This is a genomic window from Erwinia typographi (genome assembly GCF_000773975.1).
Lineage (GTDB): Bacteria > Pseudomonadota > Gammaproteobacteria > Enterobacterales > Enterobacteriaceae > Erwinia > Erwinia typographi.
Genome location: NZ_JRUQ01000039.1, coordinates 1 through 18881 on the forward strand (window position 1 = coordinate 1; position 18881 = coordinate 18881).

General features: G+C 52.9%; 19 protein-coding genes. 12 read left to right on the top strand and 7 right to left on the bottom strand.

From position 1 onward, the window contains the following. Together NG99_RS29970 and NG99_RS30205 are read left to right on the top strand one after the other, a co-directional pair. Positions 1-246: PI-PLC domain-containing protein (locus NG99_RS29970; protein ID WP_034893229.1), on the top strand; the 246-nt coding region annotated here is incomplete at its 5' end. A gap of 421 nt (positions 247-667) precedes the next feature. After that, on the top strand, positions 668-796 hold the full coding sequence (locus NG99_RS30205) for a hypothetical protein (RefSeq protein ID WP_269745681.1): 129 nt from the start codon (positions 668-670) through the stop codon (positions 794-796). 40 nt (positions 797-836) lie between these two features. Here NG99_RS30205 and NG99_RS12765 read toward each other — a convergent pair whose 3' ends face one another. Genes NG99_RS12765 through NG99_RS12775 form a run of 3 tightly spaced genes read right to left on the bottom strand, consistent with a single transcriptional unit; the run spans position 837 to position 4661 of the window. After that, positions 837-1310, bottom strand: a complete 474-nt coding sequence (locus tag NG99_RS12765) for a hypothetical protein (protein ID WP_034893235.1) — start codon at positions 1308-1310, stop codon at positions 837-839. A gap of 57 nt (positions 1311-1367) precedes the next feature. Then, a complete protein-coding gene (locus NG99_RS12770; protein ID WP_052130704.1) occupies positions 1368-3947 on the bottom strand; it encodes a fimbria/pilus outer membrane usher protein in 2580 nt (859 codons plus the stop codon). Positions 3948-3962: 15 nt separating this feature from the next. Next, positions 3963-4661 (bottom strand): fimbria/pilus periplasmic chaperone, encoded by a 699-nt coding sequence (locus NG99_RS12775; RefSeq protein ID WP_034893240.1) that lies wholly within the window; start codon positions 4659-4661, stop codon positions 3963-3965. 915 nt (positions 4662-5576) lie between these two features. Here NG99_RS12775 and NG99_RS29250 point away from each other — a divergent pair. Then, complete coding sequence (locus NG99_RS29250; protein WP_157032627.1) at positions 5577-5753, top strand: hypothetical protein; 177 nt, start codon at positions 5577-5579, stop codon at positions 5751-5753. On the opposite strand, the gene NG99_RS12780 is transcribed toward NG99_RS29250, so the two are convergent. Further along, the gene (locus NG99_RS12780; RefSeq protein WP_034893242.1) at positions 5743-6405 is read right to left on the bottom strand and encodes a TetR family transcriptional regulator; all 663 of its coding nucleotides are present in this window, start codon (positions 6403-6405) and stop codon (positions 5743-5745) included. The genes NG99_RS29250 and NG99_RS12780 overlap by 11 nt on opposite strands. A gap of 121 nt (positions 6406-6526) precedes the next feature. On the opposite strand from NG99_RS12780, the gene NG99_RS12785 reads away from it, so the two are divergent. Both NG99_RS12785 and NG99_RS12790 read left to right on the top strand, forming a co-directional pair. Beyond that, a complete protein-coding gene (locus NG99_RS12785) occupies positions 6527-7186 on the top strand; it encodes an O-methyltransferase (RefSeq protein WP_034893245.1) in 660 nt (219 codons plus the stop codon). Positions 7187-7298: 112 nt separating this feature from the next. Continuing rightward, positions 7299-8504 carry an arabinose transporter gene (locus NG99_RS12790; RefSeq protein WP_052130690.1) on the top strand — a complete coding sequence of 402 codons (1206 nt, stop codon included), beginning with the start codon at positions 7299-7301 and terminating at the stop codon, positions 8502-8504. Between the two features lie 171 nt (positions 8505-8675). Here the strand turns inward: NG99_RS12790 and NG99_RS12795 are convergent, their stop codons facing one another. Continuing rightward, complete coding sequence (locus NG99_RS12795) at positions 8676-9461, bottom strand: DeoR/GlpR family DNA-binding transcription regulator (protein ID WP_034893250.1); 786 nt, start codon at positions 9459-9461, stop codon at positions 8676-8678. Between the two features lie 38 nt (positions 9462-9499). Continuing rightward, complete coding sequence (locus tag NG99_RS12800) at positions 9500-10396, bottom strand: sugar kinase (RefSeq protein WP_034893253.1); 897 nt, start codon at positions 10394-10396, stop codon at positions 9500-9502. 173 nt (positions 10397-10569) lie between these two features. Here NG99_RS12800 and yihU point away from each other — a divergent pair, with 173 nt between their 5' ends. The 7 genes from yihU (at position 10570) to NG99_RS28260 (ending at position 17469) form a co-directional block, all read left to right on the top strand. Next, positions 10570-11460, top strand: coding sequence for a sulfolactaldehyde 3-reductase (yihU, locus tag NG99_RS12805; protein WP_034893256.1), 891 nt, complete (start codon positions 10570-10572; stop codon positions 11458-11460). A 24-nt stretch (positions 11461-11484) separates the two neighbouring features. Then, entirely contained in the window at positions 11485-12372 is an 888-nt protein-coding gene (locus tag NG99_RS12810; protein WP_034893258.1) for an aldolase, read from the top strand. A 32-nt stretch (positions 12373-12404) separates the two neighbouring features. After that, positions 12405-13415: a zinc-dependent alcohol dehydrogenase gene (locus NG99_RS12815; RefSeq protein WP_034893261.1), complete on the top strand. Its 1011-nt coding sequence runs from the start codon at positions 12405-12407 to the stop codon at positions 13413-13415. Positions 13416-13535: 120 nt separating this feature from the next. Beyond that, positions 13536-14912: an MFS transporter gene (locus tag NG99_RS12820; RefSeq protein ID WP_232298297.1), complete on the top strand. Its 1377-nt coding sequence runs from the start codon at positions 13536-13538 to the stop codon at positions 14910-14912. A gap of 94 nt (positions 14913-15006) precedes the next feature. Next, the gene (locus NG99_RS12825; RefSeq protein WP_034893264.1) at positions 15007-16380 is read left to right on the top strand and encodes an MFS transporter; all 1374 of its coding nucleotides are present in this window, start codon (positions 15007-15009) and stop codon (positions 16378-16380) included. After that, positions 16370-17263, top strand: a complete 894-nt coding sequence (locus NG99_RS12830) for an aldose epimerase family protein (protein ID WP_034893267.1) — start codon at positions 16370-16372, stop codon at positions 17261-17263. The genes NG99_RS12825 and NG99_RS12830 overlap by 11 nt, the downstream gene beginning before the upstream one ends. 26 nt (positions 17264-17289) lie before the next feature. Next, on the top strand, positions 17290-17469 hold the full coding sequence (locus NG99_RS28260; protein WP_072017591.1) for a hypothetical protein: 180 nt from the start codon (positions 17290-17292) through the stop codon (positions 17467-17469). A 138-nt stretch (positions 17470-17607) separates the two neighbouring features. On the opposite strand, the gene NG99_RS12835 is transcribed toward NG99_RS28260, so the two are convergent. Then, positions 17608-18666, bottom strand: a complete 1059-nt coding sequence (locus NG99_RS12835; protein WP_034893270.1) for a YeiH family protein — start codon at positions 18664-18666, stop codon at positions 17608-17610. Positions 18667-18881 lie beyond the last annotated feature (215 nt).

An 18881-nucleotide genomic window follows, 5' to 3' on the forward strand; every position in this document is an offset into this window, starting at 1 on the left:
AGAATCGTGTACAGGGTCTTTCATGGGTATTATCGCAATTCGGAGGTCAGAGCCCTGGCCCGTACCTTGTTTAAATCAATATCGGGCTACGCGCAAGAGGCCGTCAGCCCACCGTTTTCACCGTATCCCGTACGCCTGCACCAGCAGTCAGCGGGAGCGGGTGAGCAGCAAAAAGTCATCCATATAACGGGCATAAAACACCTCATCCGGGTCAAAAGAGCAGTAGTAACCCTCAATATGGCGTAACAGACTGCCACCAATGAGCGGGCTTAGCGCACATCCGCAAGGAATACCATTCTGTGGTGTCCATATTTCGCCGCTGCACATATTGATTTATCAGGTGCTGATATGCCGGGGAGACCACATACCGGTTCACCAGGTTTATCATCTGAGCCTTCCGAATATGCTGATAGTCGCCCCGGATATCCGTGCGGTGAACAAACCTGAACCTGCCGCTGTGCGTAACATCCGCAACCTGAGACAGGCTCATTCTGGCGTTCCTTCCCCGCAAATGCATACAGGCATCATGTTGTGGAAGCAGAACCTGGATTTTAAGACTGACCCATTTCAGCAGCAGCGTATCCCGGGCTGAACATCGGGTGCACACCTTTTCCCCTCTGCCCTGAATCAGCATCGGGGAGAGGCGGTAGTGGCCGGAGGTGACCAGATGAAAAAGGTCTTTGCCTTCCTGCTCCCAGCGTCACCGCTGGTCCCACACATCAGCTCCGGCTGGTGCTCCTTTGCGCTGATGGCAAAGCCAGGCCCAGGCAGTCAGCCAGTCCGTATCCACGAGTGATACCAGACTTCCTTCCCGGCAGCGCAGACGAATTACCTTTTTATACCGCCCCAACATGTACGGTGAGGGTACCTGAGTAGCTACCAGCCGGCAGTTCCTTATCTCCATTATTATTTTCAAGATGTAACGTCGTTTCCTGATCGCCAGTTCCCTTAACTGTGGTCATCATTTGGTGGTTGGTTTTATCGAATTTCGCTTTATCATCATTAGCTATTGTGGCCTTGACCTGATACAGGTCATCACCTTTAGTCAGGCTGAAATGGTCATCCTCCCCGTTAGCCGAAGTTATGGTCACCTTTGCTTTGGTCGCATTCGTATGTGTTTTTATCAATACATCATGGTTCTTTTTAGTCTCATTCAGTGTCACAGAGTCGATAGGTTCCACTGAGAATATTGCCTGCACGGTAGCGTTGATTTGTACAGTCGCAGTATCTGCCGCCTGCGTAGCCAGCGGCAGTCCTGCCGCCGCCAGAACCAATGCACCCGCAATCTTCTTACTGATAATGCTTTTCATTAATAGTACCTTCTCTTTTTACTGTTAATCATACTGATTTTGTTTAAATTATTATGTTTACTGGCAGGCTACTGTCGTTCTGAGCAGTCCGGTTGCCTGCCGGTTTTCACTGACACTCCAGGCCCCCTGGCACATCTGTGTTTCTTCGCTACCCCATTTAACCTTCAGGGTTCCGCTACGGGGGAGGCCGCTCAGGTAAACCTGTCCTTCCTCCCCCACAATTCCACTGCTCTCTCCCGCATTCACCATTGCGCCAAATGGCAAGGGTTTGCCGTTTCTCATCAGCGTCATCAGTACCCGCAGGCCCGTTTTCGCCGCAAAATCAGCCCGGACTATCGCACCACGCGTCGGCACCACCCGCTTCACGGGTTCCGCCACTTCCGTATGCGCATCCAGGTGCACGACATCCAGTGCCACACGGTTCTCTCTGAACTCTCCCGCCCAGGGCTGCACCGCATAACCCCGCCAGTCCGTTATCACCCCGGTACCACCTTCCAGTGGCACGCCGGAGGTCCCCGGCACCGCGACCAGAACGCTGGTATTTCCCAGTGGCTGGCCTGCCGTCAGACCACCACTGTGCAGGATGAGGCCGCCAGCAGCGTCATAGCTCACCTGATGGTAATCCCGACCCTGACTGTAACCGGCAGACACATCACCGTAGCCCCCCCGGTATCCCAGCCGCACGCTGCCGGTGTTTCCGCTCTGGCGCGAGTAACCCTGCGAAACGTTCCAGCTCAGGTTGTTCAGCTCCAGCGCCGTTCCGCTCAGACCAGCCTGCTGAGATACATCACCGTTGCTGTCCCGCCCCGCACTGAATGAGGCATAGGTGGACTGCCCCGTCCCGGAGAACAGGCGTTCCAGTGGAACGGACAGAGACAGATTTACCCCCCGGTCCGTTCGTCCGGCAGACGGGCTGTGGCTCTCGCTGTAGCTCAGGCTGTAGCTGACCGGTCCCAGTAAACTGCTGTACCCCGCCTGCAGCGATGTGTTTGTCCCACGCCCGTGCCAGTAGGTCTGCCGGCTTCCCGTCAGGTACAGGGAGCCCCTGTCGCCCGCTCGCTGGGAAACGTTTATATCCATCCGCTCACGTCGGTTGTCCTTCAGGTCATACCAGTCACTCACAGGCCGTGGAAGCAGCCGGCCGGACGCGTCACGCAACTGCTCTCCACGCCAGCCCCGCATCACTGGCCGATGACTTTCATCCAGGGTATAGAACCCCCGAGTCGAATAGCGGTAGCCCGCCAGCTGAAAGGTCGTGCCGGTGCTTTCAAATCCACGACTGTACAGGAATCGTACAGACTGCCCCCGGTGACGACTGCCGTCTGCCAGCGTGCTGTCGGCATGCGTGACATCCGCCGATACTGCACCCCAGGAGCCCATATTCAGACCGGCGCCCAGTGCGGCGGCCTGATACTTACGGGTAAACTGCATCCCGCCGAAAGCTGTCATCCCGTGCGGCAGCCCCCATGCCAGAGTTCCCTGAAGTACCTCAGGATGGCCTCCGTCACGGTGCCCCACGTCATACAGTTGTCCGCCGCTGAGCGCATATTTCACGCGCCCCTCCCTGAGCAGATTAGGCACCGTGGCATAAGGCACGGTGAAGATACGTACGCCTCCATCTGCCTCTGTTACCGTCACCTCCAGGTCACCGCTGGAATACATCGGGTTAATGTCATCAATCTCAAATTCCCCCGGAGAGACGTTGGTCTCATACATCACATAGCCGTTCTGACGTATGCTGACCCGGGCATTGCTCATCGCGGTACCGCGAATGACCGGTGCGTAGCCCCGCTCCTGTTCAGGATACATACTGTCGTCAGTCCTCAGCTTCACGCCCCGGATGCCTGCAGAGTCAAAAATATCGCCTTCCGTGACGGTGTCTCCCATCGTCAGGGTGCTGCGCCAGGGGATAATGCCCCGCTCAAGCCAGGTTCGTCCGTGTCGCCACTGCTGGCTGTGGTATGACGAACTGCGGTAGTCACTCATCGTCCGTCCGTCACGTAAACGCCAGGGCCCGGCGTTAATTCCGCTGTTAAGGCGCAGATAGTGATTACTGCTGCTCCCGTAGCGCCCCCGACTGTCAGTGCCGCTGAACGACCAGTTCAGCAGGGCAGCCGGGATGCCGTTATCCCAGCGCTCCGGCGGAACCCAGTTACGCGGGCGTTTCTGTACCCATTTATGGGGAATACTGATATCCAGCCGCATTTGCTGAAAATCAAAAAGAACGGTCGCATCCGGTATCATGCTGACAGGCGAAACGGTCTCTCCGGTTTTATCTTCACGCGCCTGGTTGTCTCCGAAAGCCTCCGGTTTTACCCCTGCGGACATTAAATCCTCGCGGCTCAGGCAGGCCACCAGGCCCGTGTGGTCTTTAATGCCAGCCTTCTGTGCTTCGGTTTTGGCCGCAACGAAACGGACATCGCGGGTCTCAATCAGAACCCGATTGAGGTACACGCTGACCGGGTACGTACCGGGCATCTGCCCCCCACTCTCGAACTGAGAGAGGTCTACCGTTTCACCAGAACCGGACACCAGCTCAGGCGGGAACCAGAGCTCCTCTGCGTACACTCCCCGGCTGCAGAGCACTGCTGTAGCCAGTACGGTCAGCCGGAAAATCGCTAAATGTTTATGCCTCATCACGATCATTGCCTTTTAGCGAATGCGACTCTGTCCCTTGTCCAGACCACCGTAATCGTTAATGGACTGCCAGGTGACAGTATTCCCACTGCCGGTCGGCAGACTTATGGTTCCGGTTCCCTGTGGAGGTACCATCACATCCGTAAGAGCCTGAGAGCCCACTTTCATACCGCTCAGAGTCAGGTAATAGGGGGTTGGATTGCGGATGACCAGTTGCTCTCCTTTTCGGGTAAACGCCAGGTTATCTGCCGCATTTTGCCGGGCCGGTTTCAGCCCCGGCGGGCGGACAAATAGTTTTATCTGCATGACCGTCGCCACCACCAGGCTGGCCGGGCTGCCCTCAGCAGCCTTTTTGTTGACCGAAGGAATAGCCTTGACGTTGAAGTAATACAGCGTCTCCCGGTCCCGTGCGTGCGGAGCCCCGCCGGATATAATGCGCAGCACGTTTTCATTGCCCGGTGCGCTCGTATAGAGCGGCGGGGTAACAATAAAGTCGCTGGTTTTTGTTCCGTCGGCCTTTTCCACCCAGGACTGAATAAGATAGGTCGATGCATCGCTTTGATTAGCGACGGAGATGGTTGTCTGTGCTGCATCTGCCGGATACACCACGCGGGTGCCACCAAGAGATATTCCGCCTGCTGAAACAGAAGCGGACAGCAGACTGAATGCGCACAGCAGGCCGCACCCAAAAAGCTTCAAAGATATATATTTCATTTTTTCACTTTATATAAAATGCTAATCAATGAGGGGGAGCCTGAAAAACATCCACCTGTGATAATTAAGGGCAGCCATAAAGAATGCACAGGCGCAACAGAGAAAACACCATGCCTGATTTTTTTTCAAGGGAGGGTATCGATACTGCTTACCCGGTATATAATTTCGTTATCGATATCACGAACCAGTCTCTTTAAATCATTAAAATAGTCACTTTCATTATCATGTATATTCAGGCACTCTTTTGTTTTCTCACGAATATAAGTCAAATCGCTTATCTCCGGTGGAGTTGCGCAGATCAGTTGCAAAAACTGCAGCATCGCACCGCATTCAATAAACCCGTAAGGACGTACCCGCTCAAGAATGACATGACGACTTATACCGCAGTATGTTTTTTTCCTCTCATCTTTTCTGAATTTATAATTTCCGCAAGACATAATTAATCATAACGCTAAGTATTAAAAAGAATGCTGTCATTTCAGCCGCTCGTACATGGTATGCAGTGAATTATCCATACATAAAGTTAACCGTCAACACAACCATAATCCTGAATATTTCGATATTTGGTTATTTATTAAAAATAAATTCACCCATACTCATTTCATTCAGATTACACAACGTGTTGTTGTCATTGGTGTTATTGGCAAGGAGGGGGTAAACTATGATGAATGTTATTCTGACTAGTCAGAAAACCATTGTGAGATGAACAACAGGAAGATGTTTAACAATGGTTTAGGAAGACCGAAATGTCCCAATAAAATACCCATTTAATAATAACATAAAAATAACATTTAACTGGCGTTACTGGGTGGGGCGGGCTGAAGCAAAGGAGCGCGCCGAGTATTTTCTGCAAAAAGTTGGGCTGAGCGCGTTTCGCAATGCTTATCCCAACACCTTATCCGGCGGAATATGGATATGCCGTTGACGACAGCCGCGCTGGGTATCGGCGATAATATCGTTTTGCTGGAACACATTGCCGCAGGCGTAAAAATCAAGCCTGAGGCCAGTGAAAATCTGCCCTTTGCCGTGGATACTATCAGCCTGACGGCGGCGCTGAATGCCACGCTGACGGTAAACCCGGTTACGGGGTAGCTGGCCGGATCAGTGAATTCAATGCATTACCCATACTGTCAATGTATGCGCAAAACATATCTGCCATGGCATCAGCCCAGGCGGTTATTTCCTGCTGGGTACGTGGGCTCTCCGAAAAAGCATGGCCGACCGCGCCAAGCGTGGTAATAATCAACTCGCTTGCCTGAGCCAGGACCTCATCTGGCGCATCAGGTAACACTTCCCGCATAAATGCCTGATATATCTCGTCACCTTCAGATTTTGCTGCCTGAGCCTCCGGCGCGTCGCGGTAGAGCGGCGCGGCATCGTTAAGCGCCACTCTCATCGCAGACTCATCGCATTCAGACTGAATAAACGCCTGTACCAGTCTCCGCAGCCTTGCCTGCGGTGGCTTGCCGTCATCTTCGAGAATCTGGCGTAGCATTGCGGTGGTTTGTTGCCACTCATCGTATTGCAGACGGAACAGAATGGCCGCTTTGTTCGGGAAATATTGGTAAAGCGAACCAATGCTGATCCCCGCCTTTTCTGCTACCCGGGCGGTAGTGAAACGCTGTGCCCCCTCCGTTGCCAAAACCTGAGTAGCCGCCTGCAAAATGGCGGCGACAAGTTCTGTTGAACGCGCCTGTTTAGGTAGCTTTCTTGAGGATATCCGTGGGCTCTGGCGATATGTCATGGCGTTGCTTCCTCAGTGAAATGAATGCGAATAGCGAAAACGACTAATTCATCGCATTATATCAATGTGACGAATTAGTCACATTAGTTTTTAGACTTATTACACTTATGGAGTGCTATCGATGACTGCAACACTGACTTCTCCGGCTTTAGCGACGCTGCTGGATCGCTTGTTTAAACAGGCGGAAAAAGCCTCCAGCCCGGCATTAGCCAGTATGCCGCGTGCCGAACGTGAACGCCTGATGAGCAGTAAAACCGAGTATCTGGATTTTTACGGTTACCTGAAAGACCTCTGGTTACCCGTTTCACGCGAGACCGGTGTCTTATTGTATATGCTGGCGCGGAGCACGCAGGCACAAAATATCGTCGAGTTCGGCACCTCGTTCGGTATTTCAACGCTGCATCTCGCTGCGGCACTACGTGATAACGGCGGAGGGCGATTGATCGGCAGTGAGTTCGAACCCGCAAAGGTGCTCCAGGCGAATGCACATCTGAAAGAAGCCGGATTAGACGATCTGGTCGAAATCCGGGAAGGGGATGCTTTACAGACGCTGGCGAGAGATCTCCCGGAAACGGTCGATCTGCTGCTGCTTGATGGGGCCAAATCAATCTATATCGATGTGCTGGCAAAGGTGGAAAGCCATCTGCGCCCCGGCGCGTTGGTGATCGCCGACAACGCAGATTTCAGCCCAGATTATCTGGACTATATCCGTTCTCCGAAGAATGGCTATCTGTCGGTGCCCTTTGCGGGTGATGTTGAACTATCGATTCGCCTGCGGTGAGTTTTTAAGGGTTGCTGACAACGTGGCGGTTGCAGGCGACTTTCAGGGACAGTAATGAAGAGGTGAGAGCCTGCATCACTGGTTATAAAAATATATTTATTTGATGATATCTATGACTGAAAAACAAAATCACTCTTCCCCGACGATGGCTGACATCGCGCCGCCTGTAAAAAGCGTTTTCCTTACGCTGCTGCCGCTGGTGCTGTCCGTATTTATCGGGTTTCTTATTATTGGGATGCAATTACCGGTATTACCGATACATCTGCACGTCACGCTGGGAATGAGCCCGCTGGTTGTCGGGGTAGTTATTGGCGCCCAGTTTGTGGCGGCATTACTTTCCCGCTCGTGGGCCGGGAATTTTGCCGATATTAACGGGCCAAAGCGCGCCATGGTTATTGGTCTGCTTATCGTTACAGTATCGGGCATAATATTCTTAATCTCGCTGATGTTTATTTCCCTGGCGGTGGTCTCTGTCTGGATCCTGCTGGCAGGTCGTATTGTGCTGGCTCTGGGGGAAAGCCTTATTGTCACTGGCGCTATGGGCTGGGGGATTGGGCTGGTAGGAACGCGTAACGCTGGAAAGGTGATGTCCTGGAATGGCATAGCCATGTATGGCGCTTATGCGCTGGGAGCCCCCTTAGGCGTGGCTGCCAGTACGCAGGGCGGTTTTTTCGGTATCGCTCTCTCAGCGACTCTTATTCCATTTATCGCTCTGGCCATTATTGCCAAAGTTACCGGGGTCGCCCCTGTTGCTGCTGAGCGGACGCCGTTCTACAAAGTGCTTAATGCGGTGTGGAAGCCGGGGATGGGGCTGGCGCTTTGCAGCGTGGGCTTCGGCGTGATTGAAGCGTTTATTGCCTTGCTGTTCACCGCGCGGCAGTGGGGCGATGCGTCTCTGGCGTTCACTACTTTTGGTCTGGCCTTTATCGGCGCCCGTATTTTCTTTGGTCATCTGCCGGATAAACTCGGTGGGGCACGCGTCGCGTTAGTCTGCGTAATTATTGAGGCGCTGGGACAGGTGCTGATCTGGCAGGCCGACACGGCAAATGTGGCGCTGCTGGGCGCGGCGCTCACGGGCTTTGGTTATTCGCTGGCGTTTCCCGGATTCGGCGTTGAAGCGGTGCGCCGCGCGCCCCCGCAAACCCGCAGTCTGGCAATGGGCGCTTATGTCGCTTTCCTCGATCTTTCTTTGGGAATAACCAGTCCGCTGGCCGGGGTGCTGGCGGGAGAATGGGGGATCGGTTCTGTGTATCTGGCGAGCGCCGTCGCCGTTGCGCTGTCTGTTTTCATGGCTGTGATTCTGTTGCGGGGGCGCTAAACCGCGAATCAGTCTCAACTTCAGTTGGCGAACTGTCGGATATGGAATCGCACCTTGATCAAAGGCCTTGATTGAGGCAGTTCATAAGAACTGCCTCACGGTGCAAATTAACTGAGCTTTACTGCGTATCGGTGCCCGGTTTTCCGGGCACAGGTAATAATGTTGACCCGATCAGGCATTATCCTCTGCGATAATCAGTTCTACCTTGTCTTCTTCCAGCAATTGTCGAAATGCCGCAGGCGGCGGTTTATCGGTAAAGAATGCTTTGACCTTCCGCGCGTTGCCAATTGAAACGGCGGCAGATGCATGGAATTTTGTATGGTCGGCGACTAACAGCGTGTGACGGGAATGGCCCATCATGGTTTTCGCGACGGTGGCTTCATTAACATCAAACTCAAGCAAGGTGCCGTCGTTTTCGATAGCACCCACGCTGGTGATAAGGTAGTCCGCCCGGAAACCTTCAACAAAATTCACCGTTCCCGGTCCGACAATGCCGCCGTTATGCGAACGAAGCACCCCGCCGGGAACCATCACTTCCAGATCCTGGTTTTTGTATAGAATTTGCGCCACGCGCAAGCTGTTGGTGATGATACGCAAATCCTGACGTCCTAGCAGTGCACGGGCGACGGCTTCGACGGTGGTTCCAATCGTGAGAAACAGGGTACAACGTTCAGGAATGTAATCTGACACGGCATCGGCCATTTCCCGTTTTTCCTGGGTTAAAGACAGCTCGCGCTCTTCAAACGCCGTGTTCATCACGCTTGAAACGCGTCCGGCCCCGCCATGGTGTCGGGTGATTAGACCTTGTTCACTTAGCTTGCGAATATCGCGGCGGATGGTTTGGGTCGAAACATCCAGTAATTGCGCGAGTTCCTCAATATTCATATAGCCACGCTCAGCGATATATTGAACAAGCTGATCGTGCCGCGGATTACCCGTTAGTTCGGTGATGCTCATGAACACTCCTGTCAGTTCCCCTGTAAAAAACCGTTATTTTAAGCATAAAGTGACAAAAATGACGCGATTTGCTGACGGTCAGGTATCCCCGCACGCCCTCCGGGACGCGTACATTTCATTGCTGCAACGGCGCTGGCGAATTGTACGGCGATTTCTGTCGACATTTTTTCCGCCAGCGCAAGGGCGAGTGCGCCGTGGAAAACGTCGCCAGCGCCGGTGGTATCGATGGTTTTGACGGAAAAGGCCGGTGAGTAACAGAAACGATCATACTCTTTCCATAATGCGCCTTCCAGGCCCTGAGTAACATAAACGCGCCCATCCGTCAGGGCAGCAGCCTTGTTCAGCCCTTCTTCTCCCTCCGTGCTTCCGGTCAGCCGTTTCAGGCCTGGGGCAGAAAAAACGGCGTGGTCTGCAAGGGCGACCAACGAGGTGATGTCCTGCGGCGTGACATCGGCATCCAGCAATGTCGGTACGCCAGCCGCCTGCGCCAGCGTAAAAGCTTTCAGGGTACCGTCATGCCAGCGAACATCAGCAAGCACCATATCATATTGCGAAAAATCAATGGTATCGAGCCAATGTGCGTCGGCAGGGAGGTCCGGACTGGGAGAGTTGATGATAATCCGTTCACCTTGTTTATCAACCAGAATAGCCGATTGTGAGGACCGAGCTTGCGGTACCTGGCGGCAATATTGCGTATTCACACCAAGCTGCTGGAGTTCGGCAATTAACGTATTACCCGTGCTGTCATCCCCCACGCGTCCAATAAAATCGACCTCTGCGCCAAGACGTGCAATTGCTACAGCAGCCGTAGCCGCAGGTCCGCCGCCCGTTTCCTGGTAGTGGTCAGACTGGTATTTGCCGCCTCCTGTGGGTAATGCATTCACAGAGTAAATACGATCCTGTACGGCAATCCCTACACAAGCAATTTTGATCATCTTTGTCTTTTCCTGTTTTATTTTGTCGTCTGATGCTTATTTTAATGACGTAAATGATCAAATTAGTGACGAATGTCTGGTTTTTAGCCATGAATTACAAATATGATCAAAAACAGACGAAAAGTGACTTGGTGTTTGTGTTTTTTTGCTCATTAAATGACAGGAGAGTGTTCATGTCTACTATCGCATTTTTGGGGCTTGGTCAGATGGGAAGCCCAATGGCCAGCAACCTGCTGCAGAAAGGCCATACCTTACGCGTTTTCGACCTTAACCAACAGGCAGTCAATGCGCTGGTGGAAAAGGGCGCGGTTGCTGCTGATACACCCGCGCATGCCGCCCAGGATGCCGAGTTTATTATCACTATGCTGCCTAATGGCGACATTGTCCGTAATGTCTTGTTCGGTGATTCGGGCGTTTGCCAGACCATGAGTGCGAATGCGCTGGCGATTGATATGTCCACCATCCACCCCCTGCAAACCGATGCGCTGATTCGCGAAATGGCTGAAAAAGGGCATGACATGATGGACGCGCCGGTGGGTCGAACCTCCGATAACGCAACAGATGGCACCTTACTTATTCTCGCCGGCGGGACTTCTGTGCAGGTTGAACGCGCACGTCCAATCCTGATGTGCATGGGTTCTGAGCTGGTCGAGGCTGGCGGACCGGGAATGGGCATCCGCGTCAAATTGATTAACAACTACATGAGTATTGCGCTTAATGCGCTTTCTGCCGAGGCGGCGGTACTTTGCGAATCCTTAGACCTTGACCTCGGCGTCGCTATCAAGGTGATGAGCGGTACGGCGGCGGGTAAAGGCCACTTCACTACCACCTGGCCGGGCAAGGTTCTGAACGGCGATCTCTCTCCGGCGTTTATGGTCGACCTTGCGCTGAAAGATCTGCGGATTGCTGTTGATGTCGCCAAACAGACTGGGGTGCCATTGGGTATGGGCGAAGTCGCCGAAACCTATTACCAGTCTGCCAGCCATGATGGCCGGGGCCGTCAGGACTGGAGCGCCTTGTTATCTCAGGTTCGCCATCTTGCTGGCCGACCAGACTCTCTTTAATCATCGACTATGACAGGAGTAATTATGTCTTCCCTGAACACCCCTTATACCCTGAAAGATATTTCGCGCCCGGGCGGCGGATTCGCCATGCTGGCTGTCGATCAGCGTGAAGCGATGCGTTTGATGTTTGCCGCTGCGGGGCAGCCAAAACCTGTTGCTGACAGCGTACTGACCGATTTTAAAGTGGCGGCGACGCGCATTCTTTCACCGTGGGCGTCTGCTGTGCTGGCGGATAAACAATTTTGTCTCGATCAGATCATCAAGCAGGGCGCGGTAGCCGAAACTTGCGGTCTGATTGTCGCCGCCGACCATTTCCTGCCGGGTAACGGTATTCCGGTGGATAGCGTGGAAATTGACCGTGCAATCGATCCGATCCGCGTGCGCGAAATGGGCGCTAAAGCCATGAAGCTATTGGTACTGTGGCGTGAAGACGAACCGGCAGATGCGCGTCTCGCTATGGTGGAGGAATTTGTTCAACGCTGCCGCAGTGCAGGTTTGGTGAGCATCATCGAGCCGGTTGTCCGTCCGCCGCGCCGTGGCTGGGAATTTGATCGTGAAAGCGCCATTGTGGCGGCGGCTGCGGAATTAGGCAGTACTGCTGCGGACCTTTACAAAGTGGAAATGCCGCTGGGCGGGAAAGGCAGTGAGCAGGCATTACTTTCTGCCTGCCAGAAACTGAATGACCAGATGAACATGCCGTGGGTCATTCTTTCATCAGGCGTAGAGGCCGATATCTTTGGCCGCGCCGTGCGTATTGCCATGAAAAGCGGTGCATCCGGCTTCCTGGCGGGGCGCGCTGTCTGGGCCTCGGTTATTGGCGCACAAGATCCGCAAACGATGCTACGTGATGTGTCAGTACCACGCCTTCAGCGGCTGGCCGAGATTGTTGATGAAGGTATTTCTCAGCGTTAATACAAAACCATAAGCGCATCAGGAGAACAACCATGGACAAAATTACCCAAGTTTTATTTTCCGACATCGGAAAGGTCACAACGCAGTATGTCGAACAGCCACACCAGGAACTTAAGCCTCATGAAGTCCGCATTGCTCCTGCATTCTTCGGGATTTGCGGTTCTGATTTACATGTATTGAAAGGTGGCCATCCGTTCGCCAAACCGCCCGTCGTGCCAGGGCATGAAGTTGCTGCCCGCGTGACTGAAGTGGGCAGTGAGGTGGTGAATGTGAAGCCTGGCGATCAAGTTGTGGTCGATCCCATTATGGCCTGCATGGAGTGCCGCGCCTGTAAAGCGGGGCGTTTTAACTTGTGTGAGCCGCCGCAGGTAGCCGGTTTTCGTGCGCCAGGATTTGCCCGTTCGCAGCATATCGTTCCGGCGCGTAACTGCCATGTTGCGCCTGCCTCAATGCCATTAAAAGTGCTCGCGTTTGCGGAGCCAGCCGCCTGTGCGCGTCACTGCGTTAGCCGTATGCCGCAAGATTCGCTGGAAAGCGTACTGGTGATTGGTGCAGGCACCATTGGGCTGTCGATTGTTCAGGCGTTACGCATCATGGGGGCGGGTGACATTACCGTTATTGAACCCGATGCCGCTAAACGCGCTCTGTCACTCAAACTGGGCGCTGCGCAAGCGTGGGCGCCAGGCGAGCTGGATGCGCTGGCCCGTTTTACTGGCGCAATTGACGTGGTTGCCGCTCAGGCAACGCTCAATGAGGCATGCACACGAGTGTATGCCGGCGGCACAGTGTTGTGCATGGGTGTACCAAGCGGTCCGCGTGAAATTCCGTTGCCGATGATGCAACGTTTCGAACGCGACCTGCTCAACTCCGGCATGTACATTCCTGAAGATTTTGACGTGGTGATCGGCTGGCTGGCGGACGGACGATTTGATACCAGCGAACTGGTAACTGACATGTTCCCGGTGAGTGAAGCCGCCGCCGCCTTTGAGCGCGCGCAGCAAAATGATTCCATCAAAGTCATGCTGCAATTCGCCGAAGCCTAACGGATCACAACCTCTGACCGACGCCGCACCAGGGCGGCGTCCTCTACAACATAAAGAAAGGATATTGTGATGGTACAAATCACCAGTCCTGCACCTTACTCAATTAGTTGACCACAAGATGTGATTGATATTGTTAATAAAAACTCAGCTGTTAACGCAGGTGCAGGCGTTATATTCATTGCGCTTGGAGGCATTCTGATCGATGCCTATCAGGCCGCAATGGTGGGTTTTGGTAATAAATATATTGCCGCGCAGTTTGGGATCTCTCCCGGACTTGCGGCCACGGTAAACGCTTCTGTCCTGATCGCTGCACTGATTGGTGGCCTGCTGGCAAACCGCGTGATTAGCCGTTTTGGTCAGCGACGTGCATTTTTGATTGGTATGGCGCTGTGTACGCTGGGAGCGGCAGCGGTAGCGGTGGCACCAAATATTTGGTGGGTACTGGTATGCCGTGTGGTGATGGGGTTTGGCCTCGGTATCGACTTCCCGTTGGCGACCAATGCAGTGGCGGAACTTCGTGGCTCGACGTCGAAAAAAACCGGTACATCAGTCAATTTATGGCAGATGGCCTGGTACGTGTCGACCACCGTGGTGTATCTGGTACTGCTGCCACTGTTGCTCTCCGGGATCGCGGAAGATCAGCTCTGGCGCTACGGCATTTTCATAGGCGCCGTGTTCTCTGTCATCATCATGATCCTGCGTTACGTTTTCATTGGTGAATCGGCAATGTGGGCGGCGCGTGTCGGTCGTTATGATGAAGCCTGCGATATCTTACGTAAACGTTATGGCGTGCATGCCAGCGTCGCGCTGGAGAAATCCATCACTCAGGCATCTCAGGGTGAAAACAAAATTCATACGGGGTATGCCATTCTGTTTAATGCGCGTTACCGCAAGCGTACCGTTCTGGGATGTGTTGTTGCCACGATGCAGGCATGGCAGTACAACGCGGTAGGGGTCTATTTGCCGCTGACGCTGGCGGGAATTCTGAGCGGCGGTCTGACAGGGGCGCTTTCAGGCTCGGCTGTGGTCAATGCCCTGTGTGGGATCTCCGGTGGTTTGATTGGCTCTTTCGTCCTGCAGCGCTTAGGGACTCGTCTGCAATCCATGTACGGCTTCGTTGTGGTCACTCTGGCACTGCTGGCGCTGGGTGCGCTGGCCACGACCAACCCATGGCTCTCTTTGGGACTGCTGGGTGCCATCATTTTCTTCCACTCAGCCGGGCCTGGTGGGTTGGGGATGACTATCGCCACGCTTTCTTATCCGCCGAGTATTCGCCCAACAGGCGTGGGATTTGCCCGAGCCATTATGCGTACCGGTGCGATTGCAGGCCTAATCTTCTGGCCCATGCTCTGGGGCGCATTAAAGACGGATGCCTTCTACTGGCTGGCGCTGGTGCCATTCATCGGCTTCATCACCTGTGCGCTGATAAAGTGGGAACCGCTTGGTGCCAACGTCGACGCGGAAGACGCTCAGGTGTTAGCCGAACTGGAAAAATAATAACGCGCCCGACATGGATTGATGCGCGATGACCTGTCCTTGCTGTGGGTGAACTTCACCCACAGTTTTCTCACCGCTTCGGAGAGGAAACATAATGTCTGAAAGATTACATGAACCCACTGCCGGGCTTTCCGGCAAAGCGATGCGTCGCGTCGTATGGGGAAGTTTCGCTGGCGCGTTACTTGAATGGTATGACTTTTTTATTTTTGGCACCGCCGCCGGGTTGGTGTTTGCGCCCTTGTTTTTTCCCGATAGCGACCCGTCTGTGGGTGTTATTGCGGCTTTCGCTACTTTTGGCGTGGGTTTTCTCACCCGCCCGCTGGGAGGTATCGTTTTCGGCCATTTTGGCGACAGGGTTGGCCGTAAAATTACGCTGATCTGGACATTAGGCATTGTCGGTACCTCTACTTTCCTTATTAAATTTATTCCTACCTACAACGATATTGGTATTTGGGCGCCGCTGCTGCTGATGGTTCTGCGCCTCATCCAGGGGATTGGCCTCGGTGGTGAGTATGGCGGGGCGGCACTGATGACTATTGAATCTGCGCCGCAGAAGAAACGTGGCTTTCTTGGCTCATTACCGCAAACGGCCGCTTCCGTCGGCATTATGCTGGCTACCGGCATTTTTGCGCTCTGTAACCACCTGTTGACCCAGGAGCAATTTCTTGCCTGGGGTTGGCGTATCCCTTTCTGGCTGTCGGCGTTAATGCTGGCGGTGGGGATGTTCATTCGACTGCATACCGAAGAGACGCTGGACTTTAAACATCGGCAGACAAAGCCACAGGAAAAGAAAGCGCCGCTGCCGCTGATTGAGCTGTTTCGTAAACACCCGAAAAATATCTCGCTGGCGCTGGGTGCGCGTCTCGCTGAGAGCGTTTCCTCAAACATTATCAACGCCTTTGGCATCGTCTATATCTCTACGCAGCTGGCGCTTTCCCGTGATGTCCCGTTAACCGGTATGTTGATTGCCTCAGCTATCGGAATAGCGATCTGCCCATTGGTCGGCTGGATCTCCGACCGCACAGGGCAGCGGAAAATCTATCTGTTGGGTGCCGGCTTTTGTGTGCTGTTTGCTTTTCCCTTCTTCCTGCTGCTGGGCACCAAAAGCGTGGCGATAATCTGGATAAGTATGATTCTGGGTTACAACTTTGGCCCAACGATGATGTTTGCCGTTCAGCCAACGCTATTTACCCGCATGTTTGGCACCCAGGTTCGTTACACGGGACTCTCTTTTGCCTATCAGGTCTCTGCCATTCTTGGCGGCATGAGCCCGCTTATTGCCTCAAGTTTACTGGCATTAGGCGGAGGCGAGCCCTGGTATGTTGCCACGTTCTTATTTTTTATCTCTGTGGTGTCATTTGTCTGCGTCTGGTTTATCGAACCGCTGCCGCTAAATACATCACCGGGAAAGACGCAACAATTGACGCATGACTATCACTTTCTCAGGAAGCAATCTCATGAACAATAAAGGAAATAATGAGCATTTTCTGGCTCTGCAACAGGCGTTTGATGCACCATGGCCGGGGCCGATGGGGGATGCCATTACTCTAAAAAAAGGGCATGTTGAGGTGACGGTCTTTCCTCAGGATGCCGCCAGAATCACCTCACTGCGGGTATTTGGCTATGAATTGCTGCGCCAGTGGAACCCGCAGCGTCGCGCGTTTCAATATGGTTCGTTTCCTATGGTGCCGTGGGTAGGGCGTCTGGGAAAGGGGCAACTGGCTGCTGATGGTAAAATCTGGCAGTTGCCCGCCAATAAACCTCCTCATGCGTTGCATGGGATGGCGTGTTATTCCTTGTGGGAGGTTGTTGAACAAACTCATGAGAGTCTGACACTCCGTATGACACTGGCAGACCCGTGGCCGTGGAAAGGCTATGTTATACAGCGGATTGCGTTACAGGGCGATGCGCTAATCATGCACCTGGAAATTCACAGTGACGCAGATACGTTTCCGGCCTCTGCAGGGTGGCACCCCTGGTTTTTGAAACATCCGTATTCCGATGGTGAGCAGAGTGAACTGAGCGTTCAGTTTTCAGCGGACTGGCAAGAGGAGACTGGCGATAATGAACTTCCCACCGGTAAGCGGATAACACCTCAACCAGGACCCTGGGATGATTGTTTTGGTTTTATCCGAGGGGGACACGCCAGTCTTGTTTGGCCCGGCCAACTGACGCTGAAGATGACTTCTACTGCCCATAGTCTGGTTATCTTTGATAAGCAACCTGATGCGACTTGTGTCAACCCTCTAACCCAGGCACCTAATGATATTAATCGAATACCACAGTATGTGACTCAGAATCAACCGCTTATTATTTCATCTGAGTGGAAATTTACCAAACATATTAATTAGCAGATTGTCTGATGTGGAGAAAAATCATGTCCAAATTATGTTGGTTACATATTGGAGCAGGTGTATTTCATCGCTCACATCAGGCATGGTATTTTAATCAGCTTATTAAGCTGAAAGAGGCAAAATGGGAATTTGCTTTAGGTAATAACAGAAGTGATGCCGATCAAACTCTGAATGCGCTAATGTTGCAAAAAGGAGAATATTGAATCGCCACGGATAATGCAGACACTTCCGAACCGTTGTGGAATGACCCTGAGTCAGTAGACAACGCTACCCTGTATGTCGAGATACAAAGAAAAGTCTATGGGCACACCACAATTTGCCCCTGAATTTTACATTATTCATCATCCCAACCAGTGATGGATGAGCAGATTTATCATCCCGCCACCAACGACTAACCAGATAAACAAAATTAACCCCAACAAAAACGGACGTAATCCGGCGTTTTTAAGTTGACTGATTCTTGTTGATAATCCCAGCGCAGCCATCGCCATCGCCAGCAATACGTTATCCAGGATATTGATGCCTGATACTATGGCGGGCGGTAAAAAGTGGAATGAGTTAAACAGTGCGACCAACATGAATATCAGCGCAAACCACGGAAAGGTGATGCGTTTCTGGCGAGTTCCGACTTCGCCCGCGTACCGGTTCACCATCACTCCCAGTACCAGCAGAAAGGGCGCCAGCATCATGACCCGCAGCATTTTCGCTATCACTGCGGCGTTTTCGGTGTCCACACTCACCGCATGACCGGCAGCGACCACTTGTGCCACTTCATGCATGGTTGAGCCGGTATAGATGCCAAACTGTGTCAGTGAAATGCCGGGCAGCGCATGGGCAAATTCGCGCCAGATAAAGGGATAAAGAAAAATACCCAGCGTGCCGAAAATTACCACCGTTGCTACAGCCACCGAGACTTTTGACGATTCTGCTTTTACTACGGGCGCGGCTGCCAGGACTGCTGCAGCACCACAAATGCTGCTGCCAGCGCCGATTAACCAGGCGGTTTTTCTATCGATTCCTAACAAGCGATAGCCCAGAGTGCTGGCAATAATAAAAGTGCTGCACAGCATTATCACATCGATCATGACACCACTGACGCCTACATCCATCACCTGCTGAAAAGTCAGGCGGAACCCGTACAGAATGATGCCAAGACGCAGTAATTTCTGTTTGGCAAACTGCATTCCTTCATCACAATACGGATGAATCGACGGATACACAGTATTGCCCACCGCAATGCCGACGATGATGGCCAGTGTCAATGCACCCAAACCGAGGCCTGACATAATGGATTGATTGCCCAACCACGCGGTAGTAAAAGCGATAATCGCCGTTAGCAATAGGCCAGGGATGAAACGCTTGAAGCTTTGTGAATGTTTCGCCAGGGATAATTCGGCCATAACTCTCTCCTCATGTATAGGACTGAGCATGAGAGTAAATCGGCCAAAAGAATAATTTATTATAACGTTATCGCTAATCTGAATATCAGATATAGACCCATCGGGAACAAGGTTTCTGCGTCAGCGCCACTCAGGATTAAGTTAATACTGGAGTATTATCAGATAATTAATTGAATTCACGGCCAGTGTAGCGAGATAAAAATCACGCATCTCAG

Bases quoted from the DNA above. Each gene is read 5' to 3' on its own strand.
- NG99_RS12835 (WP_034893270.1), bottom strand. From the start codon at position 18,666: ATGGCCGAATTATCCCTGGCGAAACATTCACAAAGCTTCAAGCGTTTC.
- NG99_RS12785 (WP_034893245.1), top strand. From the start codon at position 6,527: ATGACTGCAACACTGACTTCTCCGGCTTTAGCGACGCTGCTGGATCGC.
- NG99_RS30205 (WP_269745681.1), top strand. From the start codon at position 668: ATGAAAAAGGTCTTTGCCTTCCTGCTCCCAGCGTCACCGCTGGTCCCA.
- NG99_RS12765 (WP_034893235.1), bottom strand. From the start codon at position 1,310: ATGAAAAGCATTATCAGTAAGAAGATTGCGGGTGCATTGGTTCTGGCG.
- NG99_RS12815 (WP_034893261.1), top strand. From the start codon at position 12,405: ATGGACAAAATTACCCAAGTTTTATTTTCCGACATCGGAAAGGTCACA.
- NG99_RS12800 (WP_034893253.1), bottom strand. From the start codon at position 10,396: ATGATCAAAATTGCTTGTGTAGGGATTGCCGTACAGGATCGTATTTAC.
- NG99_RS12775 (WP_034893240.1), bottom strand. From the start codon at position 4,661: ATGAAATATATATCTTTGAAGCTTTTTGGGTGCGGCCTGCTGTGCGCA.
- NG99_RS12825 (WP_034893264.1), top strand. From the start codon at position 15,007: ATGTCTGAAAGATTACATGAACCCACTGCCGGGCTTTCCGGCAAAGCG.
- yihU (WP_034893256.1), top strand. From the start codon at position 10,570: ATGTCTACTATCGCATTTTTGGGGCTTGGTCAGATGGGAAGCCCAATG.
- NG99_RS12810 (WP_034893258.1), top strand. From the start codon at position 11,485: ATGTCTTCCCTGAACACCCCTTATACCCTGAAAGATATTTCGCGCCCG.
- NG99_RS12830 (WP_034893267.1), top strand. From the start codon at position 16,370: ATGAACAATAAAGGAAATAATGAGCATTTTCTGGCTCTGCAACAGGCG.
- NG99_RS12790 (WP_052130690.1), top strand. From the start codon at position 7,299: ATGACTGAAAAACAAAATCACTCTTCCCCGACGATGGCTGACATCGCG.
- NG99_RS29250 (WP_157032627.1), top strand. From the start codon at position 5,577: ATGCCGTTGACGACAGCCGCGCTGGGTATCGGCGATAATATCGTTTTG.
- NG99_RS12795 (WP_034893250.1), bottom strand. From the start codon at position 9,461: ATGAGCATCACCGAACTAACGGGTAATCCGCGGCACGATCAGCTTGTT.
- NG99_RS12770 (WP_052130704.1), bottom strand. From the start codon at position 3,947: ATGAGGCATAAACATTTAGCGATTTTCCGGCTGACCGTACTGGCTACA.
- NG99_RS28260 (WP_072017591.1), top strand. From the start codon at position 17,290: ATGTCCAAATTATGTTGGTTACATATTGGAGCAGGTGTATTTCATCGC.
- NG99_RS12780 (WP_034893242.1), bottom strand. From the start codon at position 6,405: ATGACATATCGCCAGAGCCCACGGATATCCTCAAGAAAGCTACCTAAA.